Source organism: Acinetobacter sp. GW821-FHT01E09, from assembly GCF_059422385.1.
Window position 1 is genome coordinate 4,555,245 of record NZ_JBWKWU010000001.1, and the last position, 17,727, is coordinate 4,572,971.

The following is a 17,727-nucleotide window of genomic DNA, read 5'->3' on the forward strand; positions in this document are numbered from 1 at the left end:
AAACTCGCCCCTATATCACCAGCAATAAAAAACCCGCAATTCAATTGCGGGTTTTAAAACAGCAAAGCTTATTTGGCTTTACGTTCTTTATTGATCAGATAGTCAACAACTTGCGTCACTTTACCATCTTCACCTTGAACCACATATTTACCATTTACCACAACAGCAGGCACCCCTGAAAGCTGGTACTGTTGTGCCAATTGATTTGATTCAGCAATTTTTGCAGTGATCGCAAAAGAACTATACATACTGTTAAATTTCGCCTCAGGCACACCGTACTGAGTAAAGAATTTAGCAAAAGCATCTTTTTGTAGAACTTGCTGATTACCTGCATGATTGGTATGGAATAAAGGCAAATGCGTACGTTTACGTACACCCAATGCTTCACTCACATAATATGCACGAGCACCTTGTTCCCATAATGGATTCATTGCTGCAGGTGTACGGATAAAGTTAACATCTTTAGGGATCTTCTTTAACCACGCTTGCATATGCGGTTCTAATGTAAAGCAGTGAGGGCATCCATACCAAAAAAACTCACGTACTTCAATTTTACCCGGAAGTGAAACTTTTCCTGGGTTTTGCACCACGGTATAATCTTTACCTGCAACAAAATCGGCAGCCATGGCATTTACAGAAAACGCCATCACCATGGCAGTCATGCCACCTAAAATAAATTTTTTCATTGACTTTATTGTCCTCGTTGTCATCTCGTATAGCTTATGCATTCACTATAAAACAAATATGGGAAAATCGTTTTCCTTCTGTGAAGTTTTTTACACGATTCATCGCTTTTTTTGGATTTATGGTTACACTAGGGTCTGTTGATATTTCATAAATAGACGAAGTGTTAACAAAGACTAGCATAACTGAACTTAATTTTTGATTAAAACAATTTACTTAGAGGTGCCCGGCATGTCGCAACTTAATGTTGATCCACAGGAAATTGCTAAATTTGAAGCACTTGCTGCTTTATGGTGGGATCAACACTCTGAGTTCAGACCTTTACATCAAATCAATCCACTGCGTTTAAACTGGGTTGATGAACATGCCAATGGTCTTACAGGCAAAAAGATTCTTGATGTGGGCTGTGGTGGCGGGATTTTGGCTGAAAGTATGGCGCGTCGTGGTGCCGATGTTTTAGGTATCGACATGGGTGCAGCACCATTGAATGTGGCTCGCTTACACGCTGAACAAGAAAATGTTCAAAATATTGAATATCGCCAGGTTCCTGTGGAACAACTCGCAGAAGAACAAGCAGGACAATACGATATTGTTACATGTATGGAAATGCTAGAACATGTTCCTGACCCAGCATCCATCATCCAAGCGTGTCAAAAGTTAGTTAAACCAAATGGTCATGTGTTTTTCTCAACAATTAACCGTAATCCTAAGTCTTATTTATTCGCAATTATTGGTGCGGAATATGTATTACGTTTATTGAAAAAAGGCACCCATGATTATCATAAATTTATTAAACCGTCTGAACTTGCAGATGACATTCGTAACTCAGGTTTAAAACTTAAAGATATGACTGGCTTACACTACAACCCACTCACAAAGCATTACTGGCTTGCGCCCAATGTTGATGTGAATTACATGGTTTATACTGTGAATGAAGGTGTTTGATGCAAGCGGTTCTTTTTGATTTAGACGGAACACTGATTGATACGGCTGCGGATTTTATCCGTATTATTCAAAATATGTGTCGAGAAGAAGGCCGCGCAGTGGTTGATGCGGATTTGATCCGCACTCAGGTTTCTGAGGGCGCACGTGCAATGGTAAAACTGGTTTATCCTGAACTTGAAGTGGATGATCCAGTCTTTTTAGCGCATCGCCAACGCTTTTTAGATCAGTATGGTGATGACATTGCTGTAGACACAGATCTGTTTGCGGGTATGTATCCACTTTTGGCAGAGTTAGAAAGCCAACAGATCCCTTGGGGTATTGTGACCAATAAACCACGTTGGTTAAGTGAATCACTATTGAACGCATTGAACCTCACACAACGTTGCGCTGTTCTGGTCTGCCCTGAAGATGTCGCTCAGACCAAACCAGATCCTGAGCCAATGTATCTGGCGGCAAAGCAAATTGAGATTGCACCTGAACAATGTATTTATGTGGGTGATCATCCGCGCGATATTGATGCAGGACGTAATGCGCAAATGTATACAATCCTCGCAGCATATGGTTATTTACCATTACAGTACAAAGATGATTTAAATGCTTGGCAAGCCGACTGTATCGTAGAGAATGTCGATGAATTACATCAAGTTATTCGAAAACTTGTGAATAATTAAAGTTCAAGAAAATCATTCAATTTACCCAACAACATGATAAATAACACTGAAACATCTTGAATATGATGTTTCAATGTTTTTATATAGAAGATAGCGCTGTTGGCACTTCGGCTCGCTTTACGAGAAGCAGTTCTTTTCCAACAGTGCAAAGTAAGACATATAAAATTTAATCATTCTAAATGATGAGAAACATTGTTTGATTGGGTAACGACATTGCGTCCAAAGCCTAAATGACATCATAACAACTATAGGAGGTCTCCCATGAAGTATTCAGAATATCAACCTCGCCCAGATTTATTGAAGGATAAAATTATCCTTATTACGGGTGCGGGAGACGGTATTGGACGTGCAGCTGCGCTCAGCTACGCCTTACACGGCGCAACAGTCGTGTTACATGGTCGCACGCTCAATAAACTTGAAGTCATTTATGATGAAATTGAATCACTTGGTGCCCCGCAACCTGCCATTCTTCCTTTGCAGCTTTCTACTGCCTCTTCACGTGACTATGAACTGCTTGTCGATACTCTAGAGCAACAATTTGGCCGCTTAGATGGTATTTTGCATAATGCCGGAATCTTAGGAGAGCGTGTTGAGTTGGCACATTATCCAGAAGAGGTTTGGGATGATGTGATGGCGGTGAATTTACGTGCACCCTTTGTGCTCACCCAAGAATTACTGCCTTTACTGGAAAAATCAGAAAATGCATCAGTCGTTTTCGCCAGCTCTGGTGTAGGACGTGAAGCACGTGCGCAATGGGGTGCTTACTCGGTTTCAAAGATTGCGATTGAAGCGGTCAGTAAAATATTTGCTAAAGAAAATACTTATCCAAATATTCGATATAATTGTATCAACCCAGGTGGGACCCGTACCGCTATGCGTGCCAAAGCTTATCCTGATGAAGATCCAAAGGTTTTACCATCACCTGAAGCCATCATGCCTGCTTATCTCTACCTCATGGGAGATGATAGCCTTGCGTTGAATGGTGAGAGTATCGACGCACAAGATTAGGGTCTGTTTCTCCGCGCTTTTCGAAGCGTGGAGAAAATCATAAGAGATACTGTCATTTAAAATATTGATCACAGAGTCAAAATAAAAATTTAATAAAAGCCCACATCAAAATCGCTTTACCCAATAAAAACTATAACTTTATTCAGTTTCTTAAATAATAACGCTTCCTCTATAGTGTTACTCAAGTTAAGCAGATCAATTTGAGGCGTTTTTTTATGAAAGATTTAAAACATAAAGTAGAGATGATTCGTTCTATCGAACAATTACAGCTTCCAAATCAGTTTATTCAGGCCTTAGATGATGCCCATCAAGCTAAAGAGATGATCAAAGCGATCAATTGTTTAAAGCAGATGAATCAGCAGTGGTATTAATCATTCAGGCTCAATTTATAGCGGGGTCATCTCTCTAAGCCTGCATACAAGTTTATTTTCATAAATATTTACATTTTTTAGTCACATATTCCGCTAAAAAAAATTTGCTGCGATGCATTACAGCTCAAAGCTTTGCAATAACCCTTTTCACTTTTACATAAATATGTTTTTATTATGTCTGTCATTTTAAATGAAAAACTGAACTTTCTTCACAGTTTCTCTGCAATTTAGCAGTACAGTAGTGAGGTCAAAATAAACATATTGAATAAGCGAGGACGATTATGAAAAAGATTTTAGCGATCATCGCCATCTCTTTATCAACGCTGTTGACGGCTCAGATCAGCAGTGCAGGTCCTCACTTTGACGATGACAATGGTTTTGATCGTGGCAAAAGTGACCGTGGAGATCGTGGACGCAATCATCGTGATCGTGGTAATGACGATGACAACATTCAAGAACAACGTCGTGAACGTGAAGAACGTGGTGTAAAACGTTTGCAACAGCACAAATGGCAAATGGGTTATGTAATGCCACAGCATTATCGTGGTAATAGTTATAAAGTTGATTATAAAGAAGAAAATCTTCCAAAACCTTCACGTAATCAACAGTGGTATAAGATTAACAATGACTATATCTTGGTCGACTCAGACAATAATAATATTGTGAATATCCGAGGGATGTAGTTTTTTAAATATTGTGGTTTCATAGGCTCAAACACCTTTTTGTTTGAGCTTTTTTTTGTCTAAATTTCAGCTTTTACAATCTGTTTTTAAAAAACGCTAGAAACCTCCATAAAATTGACAATTAGATGATATTTCTCCATTTTTTATCTTAACTTAAATTGTAATTTGAATGATCGGATAAAGCATCCGTTTTAAAAGGTCGATTCAAATGAGAAAAGTTTTAAGCGCCATCACACTATCACTCAGTGCCTTAGTTGCTACTTCAGCAATGGCTGACTGGGATCATGGTCAAAATCATCGCCCTGTTGCATCACATGAAAAATTTGAATGGCGAGAAGGTGTCATTTTACCTGATCATTATCATGACAATCGCTATTATGTGAATGATTATCGTGCATACAAAAACCTGCATCAACCGGCTAAATTTGAACGCTGGTATAAAGTAGATGGGCGTTATGTACTGGTTAATGAACGCAACCACCATATTATCCGTGTGATTCGATAATATCCAAACTACGATATTTACAGCCCAAATTCTTTTTTGGGCTTTTTTATTTGTAAAAAGAAAACCCCAATGGGTCTCTTCATCAAGTCTTCATACATTTCACAATTCACCTAAATCTTGCTCACCGTTTATCTCAAATTATTGAGTAATTTGATTAGATCAAAGGACAAAAGTTCAATTCAGGTGAATCAAATGAAAAATATCTTAACGACACTGACTTTATCGATGAGTGCGCTGATTGCAACATCTGCAATGGCTGCACCGCATGATTATCATCGCAATGATCACAACCGCTATCAACAAAGCCATTGGGATCATAAATATGACAATCGTTGGAATAACAACAACCATTATGACAACCGAGTAAATTCGAAACAGCGCTGGCGCTCAGGACAGTACTTCCCGACTCAATTCAATTCTTCGCGTTATCATGTCAATTATAAAAACTACCGTCAGTTACCTAAACCTGGAAGATATCAGCAATGGTATAAAGTAAATGGTGATTATGTGCTGGTAAATGAGCGAAATAATCGTATTATTCGTGTGATTGGTTAATGTCGATATTTTAACTTTTAAACCCAACTCAGCTTGGGTTTTTTCACATTTTGAGAATATGATTAAAATCTAATTGATTGGGCAAATAAATAAACTACATACTTTCATTTATATCTCCATAGTTTCTCTATATTTTACGATTAGATTTAATCTGAACTGGTTAATTATTGAATTAGCTAAAAAGGCAAATATCCTCAGTAAATTGTTCAAAATGAAAAGATTAGATTATGTCATTTCAATGAACAGTAATCCTTAAAATATTTGGTTTTTAACTCAATAATCCAATCTGAATCGCAACACTCATATGACCCTTTTGCACTCGTCCTCCCACGTTCGAGTGCTTTTTTTATTGATTAGGGTCTGTTGACATTTCATAAATGGCTTGCGTTGTAGAATAAAATTGAGCAGGCAAGGCAGGAAACGAAGGGAATAGCGAGACTATTTTCGAGTTTCATAACGCAGACTGAGATAATTTTAGCTACAACCTTTCAGGACTAGCGTGTTTTTTTGCCGCTACTTCGTTACCTTGCGAAACGATGTTTCTCATCATTTAGAATGACTAAATTTCGTATTTCGTGCCTCGTATCACCTAAAAAACCGCATAGTCGCAAACATAGACGAATTGTCAGCAGACCCTATTATTCTTGCACTATTTTTGTTTAGAATCGCTGTATCGCAATCATCAATACTGAGATAGGCATGCAAACCGACAGTTTAGAAACAATACAAAGCACAACGCAAGAATACGTGCATTGGTTTCGTCACTCTGCACCCTATATCAATGCCCATCGTGGTAAAACTTTTGTATTGATGTTTGGTGGTGAAGCTGTTGAACATGAAAATTTTCAGCATATTATTCATGATATTGCGCTACTGCATTCATTGGGCATACGACTCATTTTAGTCCACGGCGCTCGCCCGCAAATTACTGCCAACTTGCTTCACAATAAAATTCAAAGCCCAATCCATATCAACCGTCGTGTCACCACACGTGAATCGCTGCCTTGTGTTATGAGTGCCGTTGGTTCGATTCGTCTACAAATCGAAGCATTATTGTCTATGGGGCTAGCCAATTCACCCATGTTTGGCGCACGCATTGATGTGGTCTCAGGTAATTTTGTCACAGCAAAGCCCTATGGCATTCGTGATGGTGTCGATTTCCAACTCACTGGCGAAGTTCGCACGATTGATACTGAAGCCATTCAAGGCCATTTAGGCAATCAAAATATTGTATTACTTGGTCCTACTGGGTATTCCACCACGGGTGAAGTATTTAACTTACTTGCAGAAGAAGTTGCGACAAAAACGGCCATTCATATCAAAGCCGATAAATTAATTTTTTTAGGCAATCAACAGGGCTTAATGGATGAATATGGGCAATTGAGACGTGAAATTACCCCGCAACAACTCGATAAGCATATTGAAAAATACCAAGATTCAAATTTTGAAATCGCTTTGCATTTGCACAATGCAAAAGAAGCCTCACTAAAAGGCGTAAATCGCGTTCATCTGCTTTCCTATAGCGATGATGGTGCATTGATTAAAGAGCTCTTCACCCGTGATGGACATGGCACCATGATCACCGATGCCCATTATGAAGAAGTTCGTATGGCAAATATTGGTGATGTTGGCGGTTTGATTAATCTATTACGCCCTTTGGAAGATGAAGGTATTTTAGTCTATCGCTCACGCGAACGTTTAGAAAATGAAATCGAAAAGTTTGCCGTCATTGAGCGAGATGGAACAATTCTCGCCTGTGCAGCGCTCTACCCGATTCCATCAACAGACAATGAAGTGCAATCGGCCGAAATTGCTTGTGTAGCCGTACACCCAAGCTATCGCAAATCTAATCGTGGTAGCCAAATTTTGCATTTCCTAGAAGAAAATGCACGTCAATTGGGTATTCAACAACTGTTTGTATTAACCACGCGAACCGCACACTGGTTCTTAGAGCATGGATTTGAACTGGCCAATGTTGATGATTTACCCGAAGCCCGACAAGCGCTGTATAACTATCAACGTAATTCGATGGTCTTTAAAAAATCAATTGCTTAAAATTGATGATTTTTTTATTCTCAATCAATTATCACATTTGCTGCTAAGCTTATCGCTATAGATTCCATCAAGCAGAATATTTTCTTATTCTTGAGGGTGGAATCTATATATGGCGATTGGATAATACAAATAACATCATAATTTTCAAATTCTTATAACATTATATTTTTATAGAATATCCACTTTATATTTCTCATTTATAGCTAAGCTTAGCAGTTAATTATTTATCTGTTTTTTTCATTAGCAATCACTAAAAACTTATTTTTTTGAAAATACAAAGCCTTTTAAGCTGATGCTCATGCCTTTTTCTGACTTTATAGGAGCATCGTGACTCATGGCGAGCTTATTTCAACCTTCGTGGAAAAAAATCACCCTTATAAGTGCTAGCCTTGCCACCATCATGATGCTTACTGGATGCTCAAAACCACAAGAAACCACAACCTTAAATATCGGTTTTCAAAAATATGGGGTCTTGCCCATTATCAAAGCACGTGGCGACTTAGATAAAGCCTTAAAGGAAAAAGGGGTAAATGTGAAATGGGTTGAATTCCCTGCTGGTCCTCAACTGCTAGAAGGTTTAAATGTCGGTAGTGTCGCCTTTGGTGAATCTGGGGAAGCACCGCCTATTTTCGCCCAAGCTGCAAACTCAAATCTGGTCTATGTTGCCAATCAACCTGCTGCACCTTTGGCTGAAGCCTTAATTGTGCCGAAAGATTCAGCCATTCAATCAGTCCAAGATTTAAAAGGTAAGCGTGTAGTTTTGAATAAAGGTTCAAATGTACATTATCTTTTACTCAAAGTTTTAGAAGCAAATCATTTAAAACTTGATGATATTCAAGTGGTCTACCTACCTCCAGCTGATGCACGTGCTGCCTTTGAAAAAGGTGCTGTAGATGCTTGGGTCATTTGGGATCCGTTCTTTGCTGCTGCAGAAAAACAACTCAATGCCAAAGTCATTGCGACAGGTCAAAACTTGGTCAACAACCATCAATTCTATTTGGCTGATCGTAAGTTTGCTGAACAACATCCTGATGTTTTAAAAATTGTGGTCAATGAACTGAATACGACAACGCAGTGGGTGTCTCAACATCAAACCGATGCGGCAAAACTCTTAGAAAAACCGACAGGCTTACCACTTGATATTTTGAATACCTCAATTTCTCGTATGGGTTTTGGTGTGACTCCAATTTCTAACGATGTGGTAAAGAAACAGCAAGCTGTCGCAGATGCTTTTTATCAACAAAAACTTATTCCCAATAAAATCAACATTCAAGCAGCTGTTTTAGCGAACTAATTTCGCCAACAGCGCCGTTAAAGAGGACATCAATATGACCCAGCAAATCGCACAACAAAACACAGCATCATGGTTTAATGCAACGACTCATGCCATGACCACGATGTTGATCTGTAGCGCAATGCTGGGTTCAGCCTCTGTGTGGGCAATCGATCCAACGGTAAAAGAATTACGTATAGGCTTTCAAAAAAGTTCTATTAATTTTGCAATCGCCAAACAACAAAAGTTGTATGAGAAAGAATTCCCAAATGCCAAAATCACTTGGAATGAATTCCCTGCGGGTCCTCAAATTTTAGAAGCCCTTGCTGTAGGTTCTCTGGATGTTGGTGTCACTGGCGATACCCCACCAGTATATGCCCAAGCCGCGAATAAACCGCTGTACTACATTGCCTATGAAGCAGCCAAACCGTTGGCTTCGGCAATTTTAGTGCCTAAAGATTCAAAAATCACCAAACTGAATGAGTTGAAAGGTAAACGTATTGCGTTACAGAAAGGCTCAAGTGCGCATTATTTATTGGTACAAGCTGTCCGTAAAGCTGGTTTGCAATGGTCAGACATTCAACCGATTTGGTTAACCCCTGCTGATGCCCGTGCTGCATTTCAAAAAGGTGCTGTCGACGCTTGGGCGATTTGGGACCCATTCTTTGCTTCTGCTCAAGTCGAAGATCAGGCGCGTATCCTCGCTTCAGGGCAAGGTTTAAGTCCGAATTATACCTTCTATTTGGCATCTCCAGATTTTGTAAAGAAATATCCTCAAGCAGTTAAAGGCATTATCCAGCAAATTAATACTGCGGATAAATGGGTACAAGCCAATCGTGTCGCAACAGCGCAAGCCATCGGGCAAAGTACTGGTTTAAAACCGAAAGTTAGTCAAACTTTTATTGAACGACGCCCAAGACCTTCGGGTGCAGCACCGCTTTCAGCAAAAGTAATTGCAGATCAACAACAGCTGGCCAATCGTTTTAGCGAACTCAAAATTATTCCAAACAGCATTGATATCAAACAAGCCGTTTGGACAGCGAAATAATATTTTTCTAAGGATGAATGAAATGAAAATCTTCTGGTTTATTCCTACTCACGGTGACAGTCGTTATTTAGGTACAAGCAAAGGCGCTCGCCAAGTGGACCATGCTTATATGAAACAAATTGCTGTAGCTGTGGATAATTTGGGCTATGAAGGTGTACTCATTCCCACGGGACGTTCGTGTGAAGATCCATGGATTACTGCTGCGAGCCTGATTGATGCGACTAAAAATTTAAAATTCTTGGTTGCGTTACGTCCAGGTGTAACAACACCTGCACTCGCGGCACGTATGGCTGCAACTTTTGATCGTCTATCCAATGGACGGGTTTTGCTCAACCTCGTTACAGGTGGTGATGAGCAAGAATTGAAAGGTGATGGCGTATACGAAGACCACGCTTCACGTTATAAAACAGCAGCTGAATACACCACGATTTGGCGTGAAATTTTAAAACGTTCACATACAGGTGAATCATTTACCTTCCATGGCGAACGTTTAAGTGTAGATGATGCCAAGCTGCTTTATCCACCGATTCAAGCGCCTTACCCGCCACTCTGGTTTGGGGGCTCTTCTGAAGATGCGATTGAATTGGCTGCTGAGCAAGTTGATACCTATTTGACTTGGGGCGAACCACCTGCTGCAGTCAAAGAAAAAATTGCAGTAGTGAAAGCGAAAGCCGATGCCAAAGGTCGTCAACTTAATTATGGTATTCGTTTACATGTCATTGTTCGTGAGACCAATGAACAAGCATGGCAAGCTGCCAATGAACTGATCCAATATGTAGATGATGCGACGATCGCCGCTGCACAGAAAAAATTTAAACAAATGGATTCCGTCGGTCAGCGCCGTATGGCTGAGCTACATAATGGTGATCGTAGTAAGCTTGAAGTATCACCAAATCTTTGGGCAGGAGTTGGACTCGTTCGTGGTGGTGCAGGTACGGCTTTGGTCGGTGATCCACAGACTGTTGCAGATCGTATTCAAGAATATGCAGATTTAGGCATCAATACCTTTATTTTCTCAGGCTACCCACATTTAGAAGAATCCATTCGCTTTGCTGAACTGGTATTCCCATTACTGCCGTTGGAAACACGCAAGAAACTCACGCAACCTAATTTGACTGGACCATTTGGCGAAATCGTCGCCAATAACTACACCCCTGAAGAAAATAAAAAACCATTACAGGAGCCTGCATGAATGCCTTAATTAACAATGCTGCTCCAGCCAAAAGCACTGCCGTTTCACGTGGAACGAAACAAATTGGGCAGCGTTTGCTGCCTTGGATTGTGCCGATTTTACTTATTGTCATTTGGCAAATTGCGTCTAAAACAGGATTACTTGAAAGCCGTGTTTTACCTGCGCCGACAGCGGTAGTCTCTGCATTTTGGACACTTTTAGTCAGCGGTGAGCTTTGGCAGCACGTCAAAGTCAGTGCTGGTCGTGCGCTACTTGGCCTCTTAGTTGGTGGTGGACTTGGCTTATTTTTGGGACTACTCAATGGTTCATCAAAAGTTGCATCCAACTTATTGGATACCACCTTGCAAATGATCCGAAATATTCCAGCATTGGCGCTGATTCCATTGGTTATTTTATGGTTTGGAATTGATGAGTCTGCAAAACTCTTTTTAGTGGCTGTCGGTGTGTTTTTCCCGATCTATATCAATAGCTATCATGGGATTCGTTCAGTTGATCCTCAATTGATTGAAATGGGAAAAAGCTATGGGTTAAGCAGATGGCAATTGTATAAAGACATTATTTTACCGGGCGCAATGCCTTCAATTTTAGTGGGTTTACGCTTTTCACTGGGGTTGGTTTGGGTACTGCTGATTGTGGCAGAAACAATTTCCGCACAATCTGGAATTGGTTATATGACCATGAATGCGCGTGAATTTTTACAAACAGATATCGTGCTAGTGGGTATCTTGCTGTATGCCCTTTTAGGCAAACTTGCCGATGTATTTGCACAATTTTTAGAAAAATACCTATTGCGTTGGCACGCAGGTTATCAAAAATAGGAGTCTGATATGACCGATTTAAGTATTAGCCAATATGCCAATGACTTGGTGGCACCAACTGAGATTGTTGAAGAACAACAAGCAAAAATTGGTGCAGAAATTTCGATCGAACAACTGCATAAATATTATGGCGAAGTTAAAGTTCTTGAGGACTTAGATTTAAACATTGAAGCTGGTGAATTCGTTGCAATTGTGGGACGCAGCGGTTGTGGTAAAAGTACCCTACTGCGTTTAATTGCCGATTTAGAACAACCCAGTTATGGTGAAATCAAATTTAAATCTTTATTAAATTTCCGTGAAGGGATCATTGCAGATGATATTCGGGTGATGTTCCAAGATCCACGCTTATTGCCATGGAAAAGTATTCTAAAAAATGTGCAATTGGGTCTAGCCAAAAACCAATTTTCTAAAGCTGAGCAATTATTAGAAAAGGTTGGATTAAAGGAGAAATCTGGACTTTGGCCATCACAGCTTTCTGGTGGACAACGCCAACGAACGGCGCTTGCTCGTGCTTTGTCACATACACCACGAGTCTTATTACTGGATGAACCTTTAGGTGCTTTAGATGCATTGACGCGACTAGAAATGCAGAATTTAATTGAAAAGTTATGGTTAGAACAAGGCTTTACCACCATTCTGGTTACCCATGATGTTAGTGAAGCAGTTCAACTCGCAGATCGTATTATTCTTTTGGATAAAGGACATATTGCGCAACAGTTTCAAGTCGATTTACCACGTCCACGTCAAAAAGGTGTAGCATTTGCCGAACTTGAACAACAGGTACTCAGTGCTGTGCTTGCGACATGAACAGCAACAAAATACGCTTTTGTTGGTAACGCAAGGTATTGTCGGGCAGAATATTTTTGTCTTTACATATTAGGGTTTGCTGACAATTCGTCTATGTTTGCGACTACGTGTATTTTTTAGGCGATACTAGGCGCGAAATACGAAATTTAGTCATTCTAAATGAGTAGTTCGTAACAACGTAGCGGCAAAAAAAACACAAGTCCCCCGCTGCGCCTTGCGCTGCAAACAAAGCAGTGCTTTGTTCTTGCTCAGGGTTGTGGCTAAAATTATCTCAGTCTTCGTTATGAAACTCGAAAATAGTCTCGCTATTCTCTTCGTTTCATGCCTTGCCTGCTCAATTTTAACCTACAACGCAAACCATTTATGAAATGCCAACAAACCCCAACCTTGCGGAACCATGTTGCTGATCTTGAATAATTAAATCGAATATTTAGTCGTTTTGATCGGATAGAAAATGTTCGCTGTCACAAATATGTTTAAGTTTTCAACTGTTTCTATTGATTAAAAATGAGTTGGGTATTTTAAAGCAAGTCAGTTTTCTTAAATGAAAATTAAATCATGCTATTTAAGATTATCTAATTTTTAAATTAACTCAAAAATTAACCTTATACTAAAAAATGTCACAAAATTTAAATATTAAGTCATAACTGACAGAATTTTAAAATAAGATTTGCTCCAGTTTAGTGCAAAATTAGATAATAGGGATCTACGATCGACTTAATAATAAAACTTCATCATTATTTATCAGAAATATACCAAAATAATGCTGCTTTCTGTGCACAAATCAAACATTTTACCGTACAATTTAATAATCAGTTTTTCGATTAAAGATGCGATGGAACAAAAAAAGAGTGCTCAAAAACGCCAGCAGCTGCTCAATGCTGCACTTGACGTATTTTCTGTCTATGGTTTCAACGGCGCAAGTCTAGATGAAATCGCTCAATTAGCAGATATGCATAAATCCAATATTTTCTACTACTATGAAAATAAAGAAGCCTTATATGTTGAAGTGCTAACGACAGTTATGCAGAAATGGTTAGCACCGTTGCAGTCGCTTGAGTCAGAATTGGAACCGACAGAAGCTTTGTCACATTACATCATGACCAAAATTGAAATCTCTAGAACTCAGCCTAAAGCTTCAAAACTTTTTGCATTAGAAGTGATTCAAGGCGCACCACATATTTTACCGATCCTCAAAGGCCCGCTTAAAAAGCTCTTTAAACGCAAAGCCAAAGTGATTTTAAACTGGCAGGCGCAAGGTAAAATATCAGATCAAATCGATGCTGAATTGCTGATTATTAATATTTGGGCATTGACTCAAAATTATGCAGACTTTAGTACTCAAATCGAAATGGTGACTGGTAAAACTTTGCGTAATAAAAGTATGTGTCAACGCGCAATTGAACATACAATCCATATGACTTTATATGGTGTGCTACCGCGCAATTAATCATCCAATATACTTATTGGTTATTTTGGCAAACGGCCATAGAGTTCTATGGTCGCCAAGACTCAATTTTAAACTTTATATAATACGCAAATAAACTAAGTCTTTAATAAATAGACTGATATAGTTTTAACAACTTTTGCGCACCCAATAATAAATTATCTTCCCAATCTAAATGTGCGGTGTCATTTGCACCATCTGTAATGTATTTAATCGAAACGAAACGCACATCTAATTTTTTACAGACTTTAGCCAGTGCATAGCCTTCCATATCGACCAAGTTACAGCTCACTTTGGGTTGTCCTGTTTCAAAACTATCCCCTGTACCACAAACACCCTGCGCTAAATGTGGAAAATACGATTCTAAATGAATTTCGCCTGGAAAATGCTCATCCATTGGCGTAACGCCCACATCAAAACCGAGTGGGGAAACATCCATATCACGTTGCACAAAGGTTTTTACCTCAATCAACTCATGGGCATCAAAGAAAGAACTTCCTGCACTACCTAAATTCAGTATGGTTTTACAACCGGTTTTTTGAATAACATCGAATGCCGTATAGGCTGCATTAATCTTGCCAATCCCGCTATAGTGGACGGTGATACCTACTTGTTCAAATAGGCCTTTAGATTCATTGGGTAAAGCCATAATCAGTGCAATGTCGTCTTTCATATCGATTCAAAATTAAAATTTTCCTTATTAGAATGGAAATTCAAATCCTGATCAATCTTATTGTTAACTCAAAATTTTAAAATCATATACAAATCACTACTGTACCTATGACCTTGATTGCGCATAATGTTTTCATAGAAAAATAGAGATGAAAATAAATGAATATCCAAATCATCGTGGGCAGTATTCGAGAAGGTCGTGTTGCCATTAAAGTCGCAGAATGGTTACTTAAAGAAATCCAAAAACTCGACTTCAGTACCCTCAATGTTGAAATTGTAGATTTAAAAGAATGGGATTTACCTTTCTTTGCCGGAAAAAACTCACCCGCCTCAGGAATCTATGATCAGCCTAAACAGCAAGAATGGGCGAAAAAAGTTGCTTCTGGAGATGCGTTTATTTTCATTACCCCAGAATACAATCACGGCTATAGTCCTGTACTGAAAAATGCCATCGACTTCGTTTATAAAGAATGGCAGAGCAAACCTTCGGCTTTTGTCAGTTATGGCGGTACCAACGGTTCACGTTCAATCGATCAAATTAAACAAGTCTGTGCTTTTATTGGCATGATTGACTCTAATGCTGTCATTGAACTGCGAGATATTGGACAACGTGGTAAGAGTGAAACCTTTGAGGGAAATGAGTTTGATAATAAAGCAGTCAAGTCTGTGGTAAACAAACTCATCCAATATGCCAATGTCTAAAATCACATTGTACGCTTTAGCTTACATCACTTGCATGCATTGACGGCTAGGGAAGTTTAAGCAAATACCCTATTCTATAGTCATAGGGAACAAGAAGTTTCCCAGACATAAAACAATAATAATCGGTCTGTACATCAGGAAGTGAGGTAGAACAGGAGTTTACCTAGCGAACCAATACGAAAAAGCCCCGTCAGGATGATGGGGCTTTTTTTATAACTTGGGCTTTTTAATTTTGCCCGACGGTTAATGACTGATCACCAATACATTTACATCCGCAAGATAAAGGTGAATTATGCTGCGCAGCGGGCTTTCCCATCACCAACATATGATTATCACCAGCAACAATGCTGGCGACACATTTATGCTTGGGACAAGTCGCCTTATCGCCTACACATGCAATCGCTTTACCATCAATCAGAAAAGAAGACTGTGCAGAAATAATTTTTCCACCACCTGTCGTGGGTGACCCTAACGTGATATATGGAAGTGCCATAGTGCCTACCTGTTATTGTTTTGTTATGGAATAAAAATTTATAAAACATCGAACTCAATACGACGGTTCTTTTTACGCCCATCTTCAGTTGCATTATCAGCAACCGGTTTGGTTGAACCTAGACCAGCTGTGCTTAAACGAGTCTGTGCAATGCCTTTCGTAGTTAAGTATTGCTTCACCGCTTCAGCACGTTGCAAACTCAAATCCTGATTCTTCTGTGGATTACCTTGGCTGTCAGTATGTCCCACAATTTTAACATTTTTACCTTGGACTTTATTTAATGCAACCACCATCTCGTCTAAGATTTGTGTACCTGTTGCGGTAAGTACAGCTTTGCCAGATTCAAACTCAATAATTCGATTTTTTAGGGCATTATCAATCACAGATTGCTCAGCAGCATTCACTGAAATTTGAGAATTAAATCGATAAGGTGGCTGAACTAAGGATTGGAATAAACTGGTGGTTGGCTGAATATCAGTTTGCACACCCATTTTCCCAACCAATTCAACTTGCGTGCCTCGTACAGAGAGCTTACCTTGGCTAATCTTCTTTAAATCTGGGGTAATCACACGTGTAACCGAATCACTCCAGCCATTCGGTGCTGATACGGCTCGAATTTGGATTTTATCAACAACTTGATCATCACCATAAACCGCTTTTAATTTCGCCAAGATTGCTTGTTTGGTCATGTCATTCGGCACAGCACCTTCAACCACAATCGGCGCAGCAAACACATTGAATGAACAAAATAAGCTAGAAATAAGCGCAAATTTTTTCAATATTTTGACTTGTTTATTTTTCATATCATTATTCATCTATAAATGTTTGTCTAAAAATTTTCATGCCTTGAACCAGACTCAATTGACGTTCGCATAAAGACTGTTCAAGTGCTGCTAGACCTGCATTCTGTTCCAAATAGGCATCAATCCATAACGGTTTGACCAAAGATACCCAATGATCATTTTGCATATTTTGAGTGAAAATATTACTCAAAGCCGTGATATCTGCCCCTTGGAATCCAAATAATAAAATTGGAGACTCTTGGTGAAGAATACCAATCAAGATCTCTGTATTACTTTTTTCTAAAAAGCGTCCGATTAAGTTGACCCAAAATGCGGCAATTTCATAGCAATAATTATGATTATTAATCGGTAAAATAAGCACCTTAGATAACTTACTGGTACCGTGTTTAAGCACAGGCTGTAGTAATAAGCCCAAACCCAGCATACTTTGCGCCAATTCATACGGCGTGATCTTCATCATTTGTGCAAATGAATGCATGGTATGATTTTCAAAAAAGTCCTGCGTTTTTAATTCAGGCAAGACCTGTATTTCATGATCAATTTCACCCAGCTTATTGATCAATACTTCAGGATCACGAATGGTTCGGATGCTTCGATTTTTTTGAAATAAATCAATCAATACCGGTTTATATTTAAACGGCGCATAGAGTAAGTTTTGAAAAGGGTGGTCAACTTCTAATAACTGGCTTAAAACCATTGGAAATTGACGACCAGAACTGTCTTCACTGGTCACCATATTTGCCGCAAGAAACATTCTTTCCTTAGGGTTTGCGATAAAGAAGTCTAAAGGTGCTAATGATTCATAAGCTTGATTAAAATTTTCTTCTCGCATTGCAAGCTCTAAAGCTTCCGTAATCCATTGATCAATCACTTGAATCAATGAATATTGCCCTTTTGTTTTCAGAAAATCACCACGTGCGGGACATTTTCCATAATACAACGGTGTAGACTTTATCGTTTGCATACTTTAATCCCTCGCGTCAAATCGTTCCCTT

At 39.2% G+C, this 17,727-nt stretch carries 20 protein-coding genes; 15 read left to right on the forward strand and 5 right to left on the reverse strand.

Features of this window, described 5'->3' with window-relative positions:
* Window positions 1-68: 68 nt before the first annotated feature.
* The gene (locus AC07U8_RS20835) at window positions 69-686 is read right to left on the reverse strand and encodes a thiol:disulfide interchange protein DsbA/DsbL (protein ID WP_494738547.1); all 618 of its coding nucleotides are present in this window, start codon (window positions 684-686) and stop codon (window positions 69-71) included.
* A 229-nt stretch (window positions 687-915) separates the two neighbouring features.
* Here AC07U8_RS20835 and ubiG point away from each other — a divergent pair, with 229 nt between their 5' ends.
* The 14 genes from ubiG (at window position 916) to AC07U8_RS20905 (ending at window position 14,065) form a co-directional block, all read left to right on the forward strand.
* Entirely contained in the window at window positions 916-1,629 is a 714-nt protein-coding gene (gene ubiG / locus AC07U8_RS20840) for a bifunctional 2-polyprenyl-6-hydroxyphenol methylase/3-demethylubiquinol 3-O-methyltransferase UbiG (RefSeq protein ID WP_004723533.1), read from the forward strand.
* The gene (locus AC07U8_RS20845) at window positions 1,626-2,300 is read left to right on the forward strand and encodes an HAD family hydrolase (protein WP_419280523.1); all 675 of its coding nucleotides are present in this window, start codon (window positions 1,626-1,628) and stop codon (window positions 2,298-2,300) included. The genes ubiG and AC07U8_RS20845 overlap by 4 nt, the downstream gene beginning before the upstream one ends.
* A gap of 261 nt (window positions 2,301-2,561) precedes the next feature.
* A complete protein-coding gene (locus tag AC07U8_RS20850; protein ID WP_004723535.1) occupies window positions 2,562-3,308 on the forward strand; it encodes a YciK family oxidoreductase in 747 nt (248 codons plus the stop codon).
* A 215-nt stretch (window positions 3,309-3,523) separates the two neighbouring features.
* A complete protein-coding gene (locus AC07U8_RS20855; RefSeq protein WP_167468963.1) occupies window positions 3,524-3,679 on the forward strand; it encodes a hypothetical protein in 156 nt (51 codons plus the stop codon).
* Window positions 3,680-3,960: 281 nt separating this feature from the next.
* Window positions 3,961-4,362, forward strand: coding sequence for an RcnB family protein (locus tag AC07U8_RS20860; protein ID WP_034614751.1), 402 nt, complete (start codon window positions 3,961-3,963; stop codon window positions 4,360-4,362).
* Window positions 4,363-4,570: 208 nt separating this feature from the next.
* On the forward strand, window positions 4,571-4,867 hold the full coding sequence (locus AC07U8_RS20865; protein ID WP_494738548.1) for an RcnB family protein: 297 nt from the start codon (window positions 4,571-4,573) through the stop codon (window positions 4,865-4,867).
* 192 nt (window positions 4,868-5,059) lie between these two features.
* A complete protein-coding gene (locus AC07U8_RS20870; RefSeq protein ID WP_494738549.1) occupies window positions 5,060-5,422 on the forward strand; it encodes an RcnB family protein in 363 nt (120 codons plus the stop codon).
* A gap of 699 nt (window positions 5,423-6,121) precedes the next feature.
* Complete coding sequence (argA, locus tag AC07U8_RS20875; RefSeq protein WP_034618293.1) at window positions 6,122-7,477, forward strand: amino-acid N-acetyltransferase; 1,356 nt, start codon at window positions 6,122-6,124, stop codon at window positions 7,475-7,477.
* A gap of 334 nt (window positions 7,478-7,811) precedes the next feature.
* Window positions 7,812-8,771, forward strand: a complete 960-nt coding sequence (locus tag AC07U8_RS20880; RefSeq protein ID WP_105714170.1) for a sulfonate ABC transporter substrate-binding protein — start codon at window positions 7,812-7,814, stop codon at window positions 8,769-8,771.
* A gap of 94 nt (window positions 8,772-8,865) precedes the next feature.
* A complete protein-coding gene (locus tag AC07U8_RS20885) occupies window positions 8,866-9,798 on the forward strand; it encodes a sulfonate ABC transporter substrate-binding protein (RefSeq protein ID WP_085942780.1) in 933 nt (310 codons plus the stop codon).
* Between the two features lie 22 nt (window positions 9,799-9,820).
* Window positions 9,821-10,990: an FMNH2-dependent alkanesulfonate monooxygenase gene (gene ssuD, locus AC07U8_RS20890; protein ID WP_004723543.1), complete on the forward strand. Its 1,170-nt coding sequence runs from the start codon at window positions 9,821-9,823 to the stop codon at window positions 10,988-10,990.
* On the forward strand, window positions 10,987-11,808 hold the full coding sequence (gene ssuC, locus AC07U8_RS20895; RefSeq protein WP_494738550.1) for an aliphatic sulfonate ABC transporter permease SsuC: 822 nt from the start codon (window positions 10,987-10,989) through the stop codon (window positions 11,806-11,808). The genes ssuD and ssuC overlap by 4 nt, the downstream gene beginning before the upstream one ends.
* 9 nt (window positions 11,809-11,817) lie before the next feature.
* Window positions 11,818-12,615, forward strand: coding sequence for an ATP-binding cassette domain-containing protein (locus AC07U8_RS20900; protein ID WP_105714168.1), 798 nt, complete (start codon window positions 11,818-11,820; stop codon window positions 12,613-12,615).
* Window positions 12,616-13,450: 835 nt separating this feature from the next.
* Window positions 13,451-14,065 carry a TetR/AcrR family transcriptional regulator gene (locus AC07U8_RS20905; protein WP_016539535.1) on the forward strand — a complete coding sequence of 205 codons (615 nt, stop codon included), beginning with the start codon at window positions 13,451-13,453 and terminating at the stop codon, window positions 14,063-14,065.
* Window positions 14,066-14,168: 103 nt separating this feature from the next.
* Here the strand turns inward: AC07U8_RS20905 and AC07U8_RS20910 are convergent, their stop codons facing one another.
* Complete coding sequence (locus AC07U8_RS20910) at window positions 14,169-14,735, reverse strand: 5'-methylthioadenosine/S-adenosylhomocysteine nucleosidase family protein (protein WP_494738551.1); 567 nt, start codon at window positions 14,733-14,735, stop codon at window positions 14,169-14,171.
* A 158-nt stretch (window positions 14,736-14,893) separates the two neighbouring features.
* Between AC07U8_RS20910 and AC07U8_RS20915 the strand changes: the two genes are divergently transcribed.
* Entirely contained in the window at window positions 14,894-15,436 is a 543-nt protein-coding gene (locus AC07U8_RS20915) for an NADPH-dependent FMN reductase (protein WP_004723548.1), read from the forward strand.
* 226 nt (window positions 15,437-15,662) lie between these two features.
* Here the strand turns inward: AC07U8_RS20915 and AC07U8_RS20920 are convergent, their stop codons facing one another.
* The 3 genes from AC07U8_RS20920 to tagF all read right to left on the reverse strand — a co-directional run bounded on the left by AC07U8_RS20920 (window position 15,663) and on the right by tagF (window position 17,696).
* Window positions 15,663-15,929 (reverse strand): PAAR domain-containing protein, encoded by a 267-nt coding sequence (locus tag AC07U8_RS20920; protein WP_004723549.1) that lies wholly within the window; start codon window positions 15,927-15,929, stop codon window positions 15,663-15,665.
* A gap of 38 nt (window positions 15,930-15,967) precedes the next feature.
* A complete protein-coding gene (locus tag AC07U8_RS20925) occupies window positions 15,968-16,618 on the reverse strand; it encodes an OmpA family protein (protein ID WP_494738617.1) in 651 nt (216 codons plus the stop codon).
* A 118-nt stretch (window positions 16,619-16,736) separates the two neighbouring features.
* A complete protein-coding gene (gene tagF / locus AC07U8_RS20930; protein ID WP_004823596.1) occupies window positions 16,737-17,696 on the reverse strand; it encodes a type VI secretion system-associated protein TagF in 960 nt (319 codons plus the stop codon).
* Window positions 17,697-17,727 lie beyond the last annotated feature (31 nt).

Bases quoted from the DNA above. Each gene is read 5' to 3' on its own strand.
- AC07U8_RS20915 (WP_004723548.1), top strand. From the start codon at position 14,894: ATGAATATCCAAATCATCGTGGGCAGTATTCGAGAAGGTCGTGTTGCC.
- AC07U8_RS20850 (WP_004723535.1), top strand. From the start codon at position 2,562: ATGAAGTATTCAGAATATCAACCTCGCCCAGATTTATTGAAGGATAAA.
- AC07U8_RS20885 (WP_085942780.1), top strand. From the start codon at position 8,866: ATGACCACGATGTTGATCTGTAGCGCAATGCTGGGTTCAGCCTCTGTG.
- AC07U8_RS20880 (WP_105714170.1), top strand. From the start codon at position 7,812: ATGGCGAGCTTATTTCAACCTTCGTGGAAAAAAATCACCCTTATAAGT.
- ssuD (WP_004723543.1), top strand. From the start codon at position 9,821: ATGAAAATCTTCTGGTTTATTCCTACTCACGGTGACAGTCGTTATTTA.
- AC07U8_RS20920 (WP_004723549.1), bottom strand. From the start codon at position 15,929: ATGGCACTTCCATATATCACGTTAGGGTCACCCACGACAGGTGGTGGA.
- AC07U8_RS20870 (WP_494738549.1), top strand. From the start codon at position 5,060: ATGAAAAATATCTTAACGACACTGACTTTATCGATGAGTGCGCTGATT.
- AC07U8_RS20835 (WP_494738547.1), bottom strand. From the start codon at position 686: ATGAAAAAATTTATTTTAGGTGGCATGACTGCCATGGTGATGGCGTTT.
- ssuC (WP_494738550.1), top strand. From the start codon at position 10,987: ATGAATGCCTTAATTAACAATGCTGCTCCAGCCAAAAGCACTGCCGTT.
- AC07U8_RS20905 (WP_016539535.1), top strand. From the start codon at position 13,451: ATGGAACAAAAAAAGAGTGCTCAAAAACGCCAGCAGCTGCTCAATGCT.
- ubiG (WP_004723533.1), top strand. From the start codon at position 916: ATGTCGCAACTTAATGTTGATCCACAGGAAATTGCTAAATTTGAAGCA.
- AC07U8_RS20900 (WP_105714168.1), top strand. From the start codon at position 11,818: ATGACCGATTTAAGTATTAGCCAATATGCCAATGACTTGGTGGCACCA.
- AC07U8_RS20910 (WP_494738551.1), bottom strand. From the start codon at position 14,735: ATGAAAGACGACATTGCACTGATTATGGCTTTACCCAATGAATCTAAA.
- AC07U8_RS20855 (WP_167468963.1), top strand. From the start codon at position 3,524: ATGAAAGATTTAAAACATAAAGTAGAGATGATTCGTTCTATCGAACAA.
- tagF (WP_004823596.1), bottom strand. From the start codon at position 17,696: ATGCAAACGATAAAGTCTACACCGTTGTATTATGGAAAATGTCCCGCA.
- argA (WP_034618293.1), top strand. From the start codon at position 6,122: ATGCAAACCGACAGTTTAGAAACAATACAAAGCACAACGCAAGAATAC.
- AC07U8_RS20865 (WP_494738548.1), top strand. From the start codon at position 4,571: ATGAGAAAAGTTTTAAGCGCCATCACACTATCACTCAGTGCCTTAGTT.
- AC07U8_RS20925 (WP_494738617.1), bottom strand. From the start codon at position 16,618: ATGACCAAACAAGCAATCTTGGCGAAATTAAAAGCGGTTTATGGTGAT.
- AC07U8_RS20860 (WP_034614751.1), top strand. From the start codon at position 3,961: ATGAAAAAGATTTTAGCGATCATCGCCATCTCTTTATCAACGCTGTTG.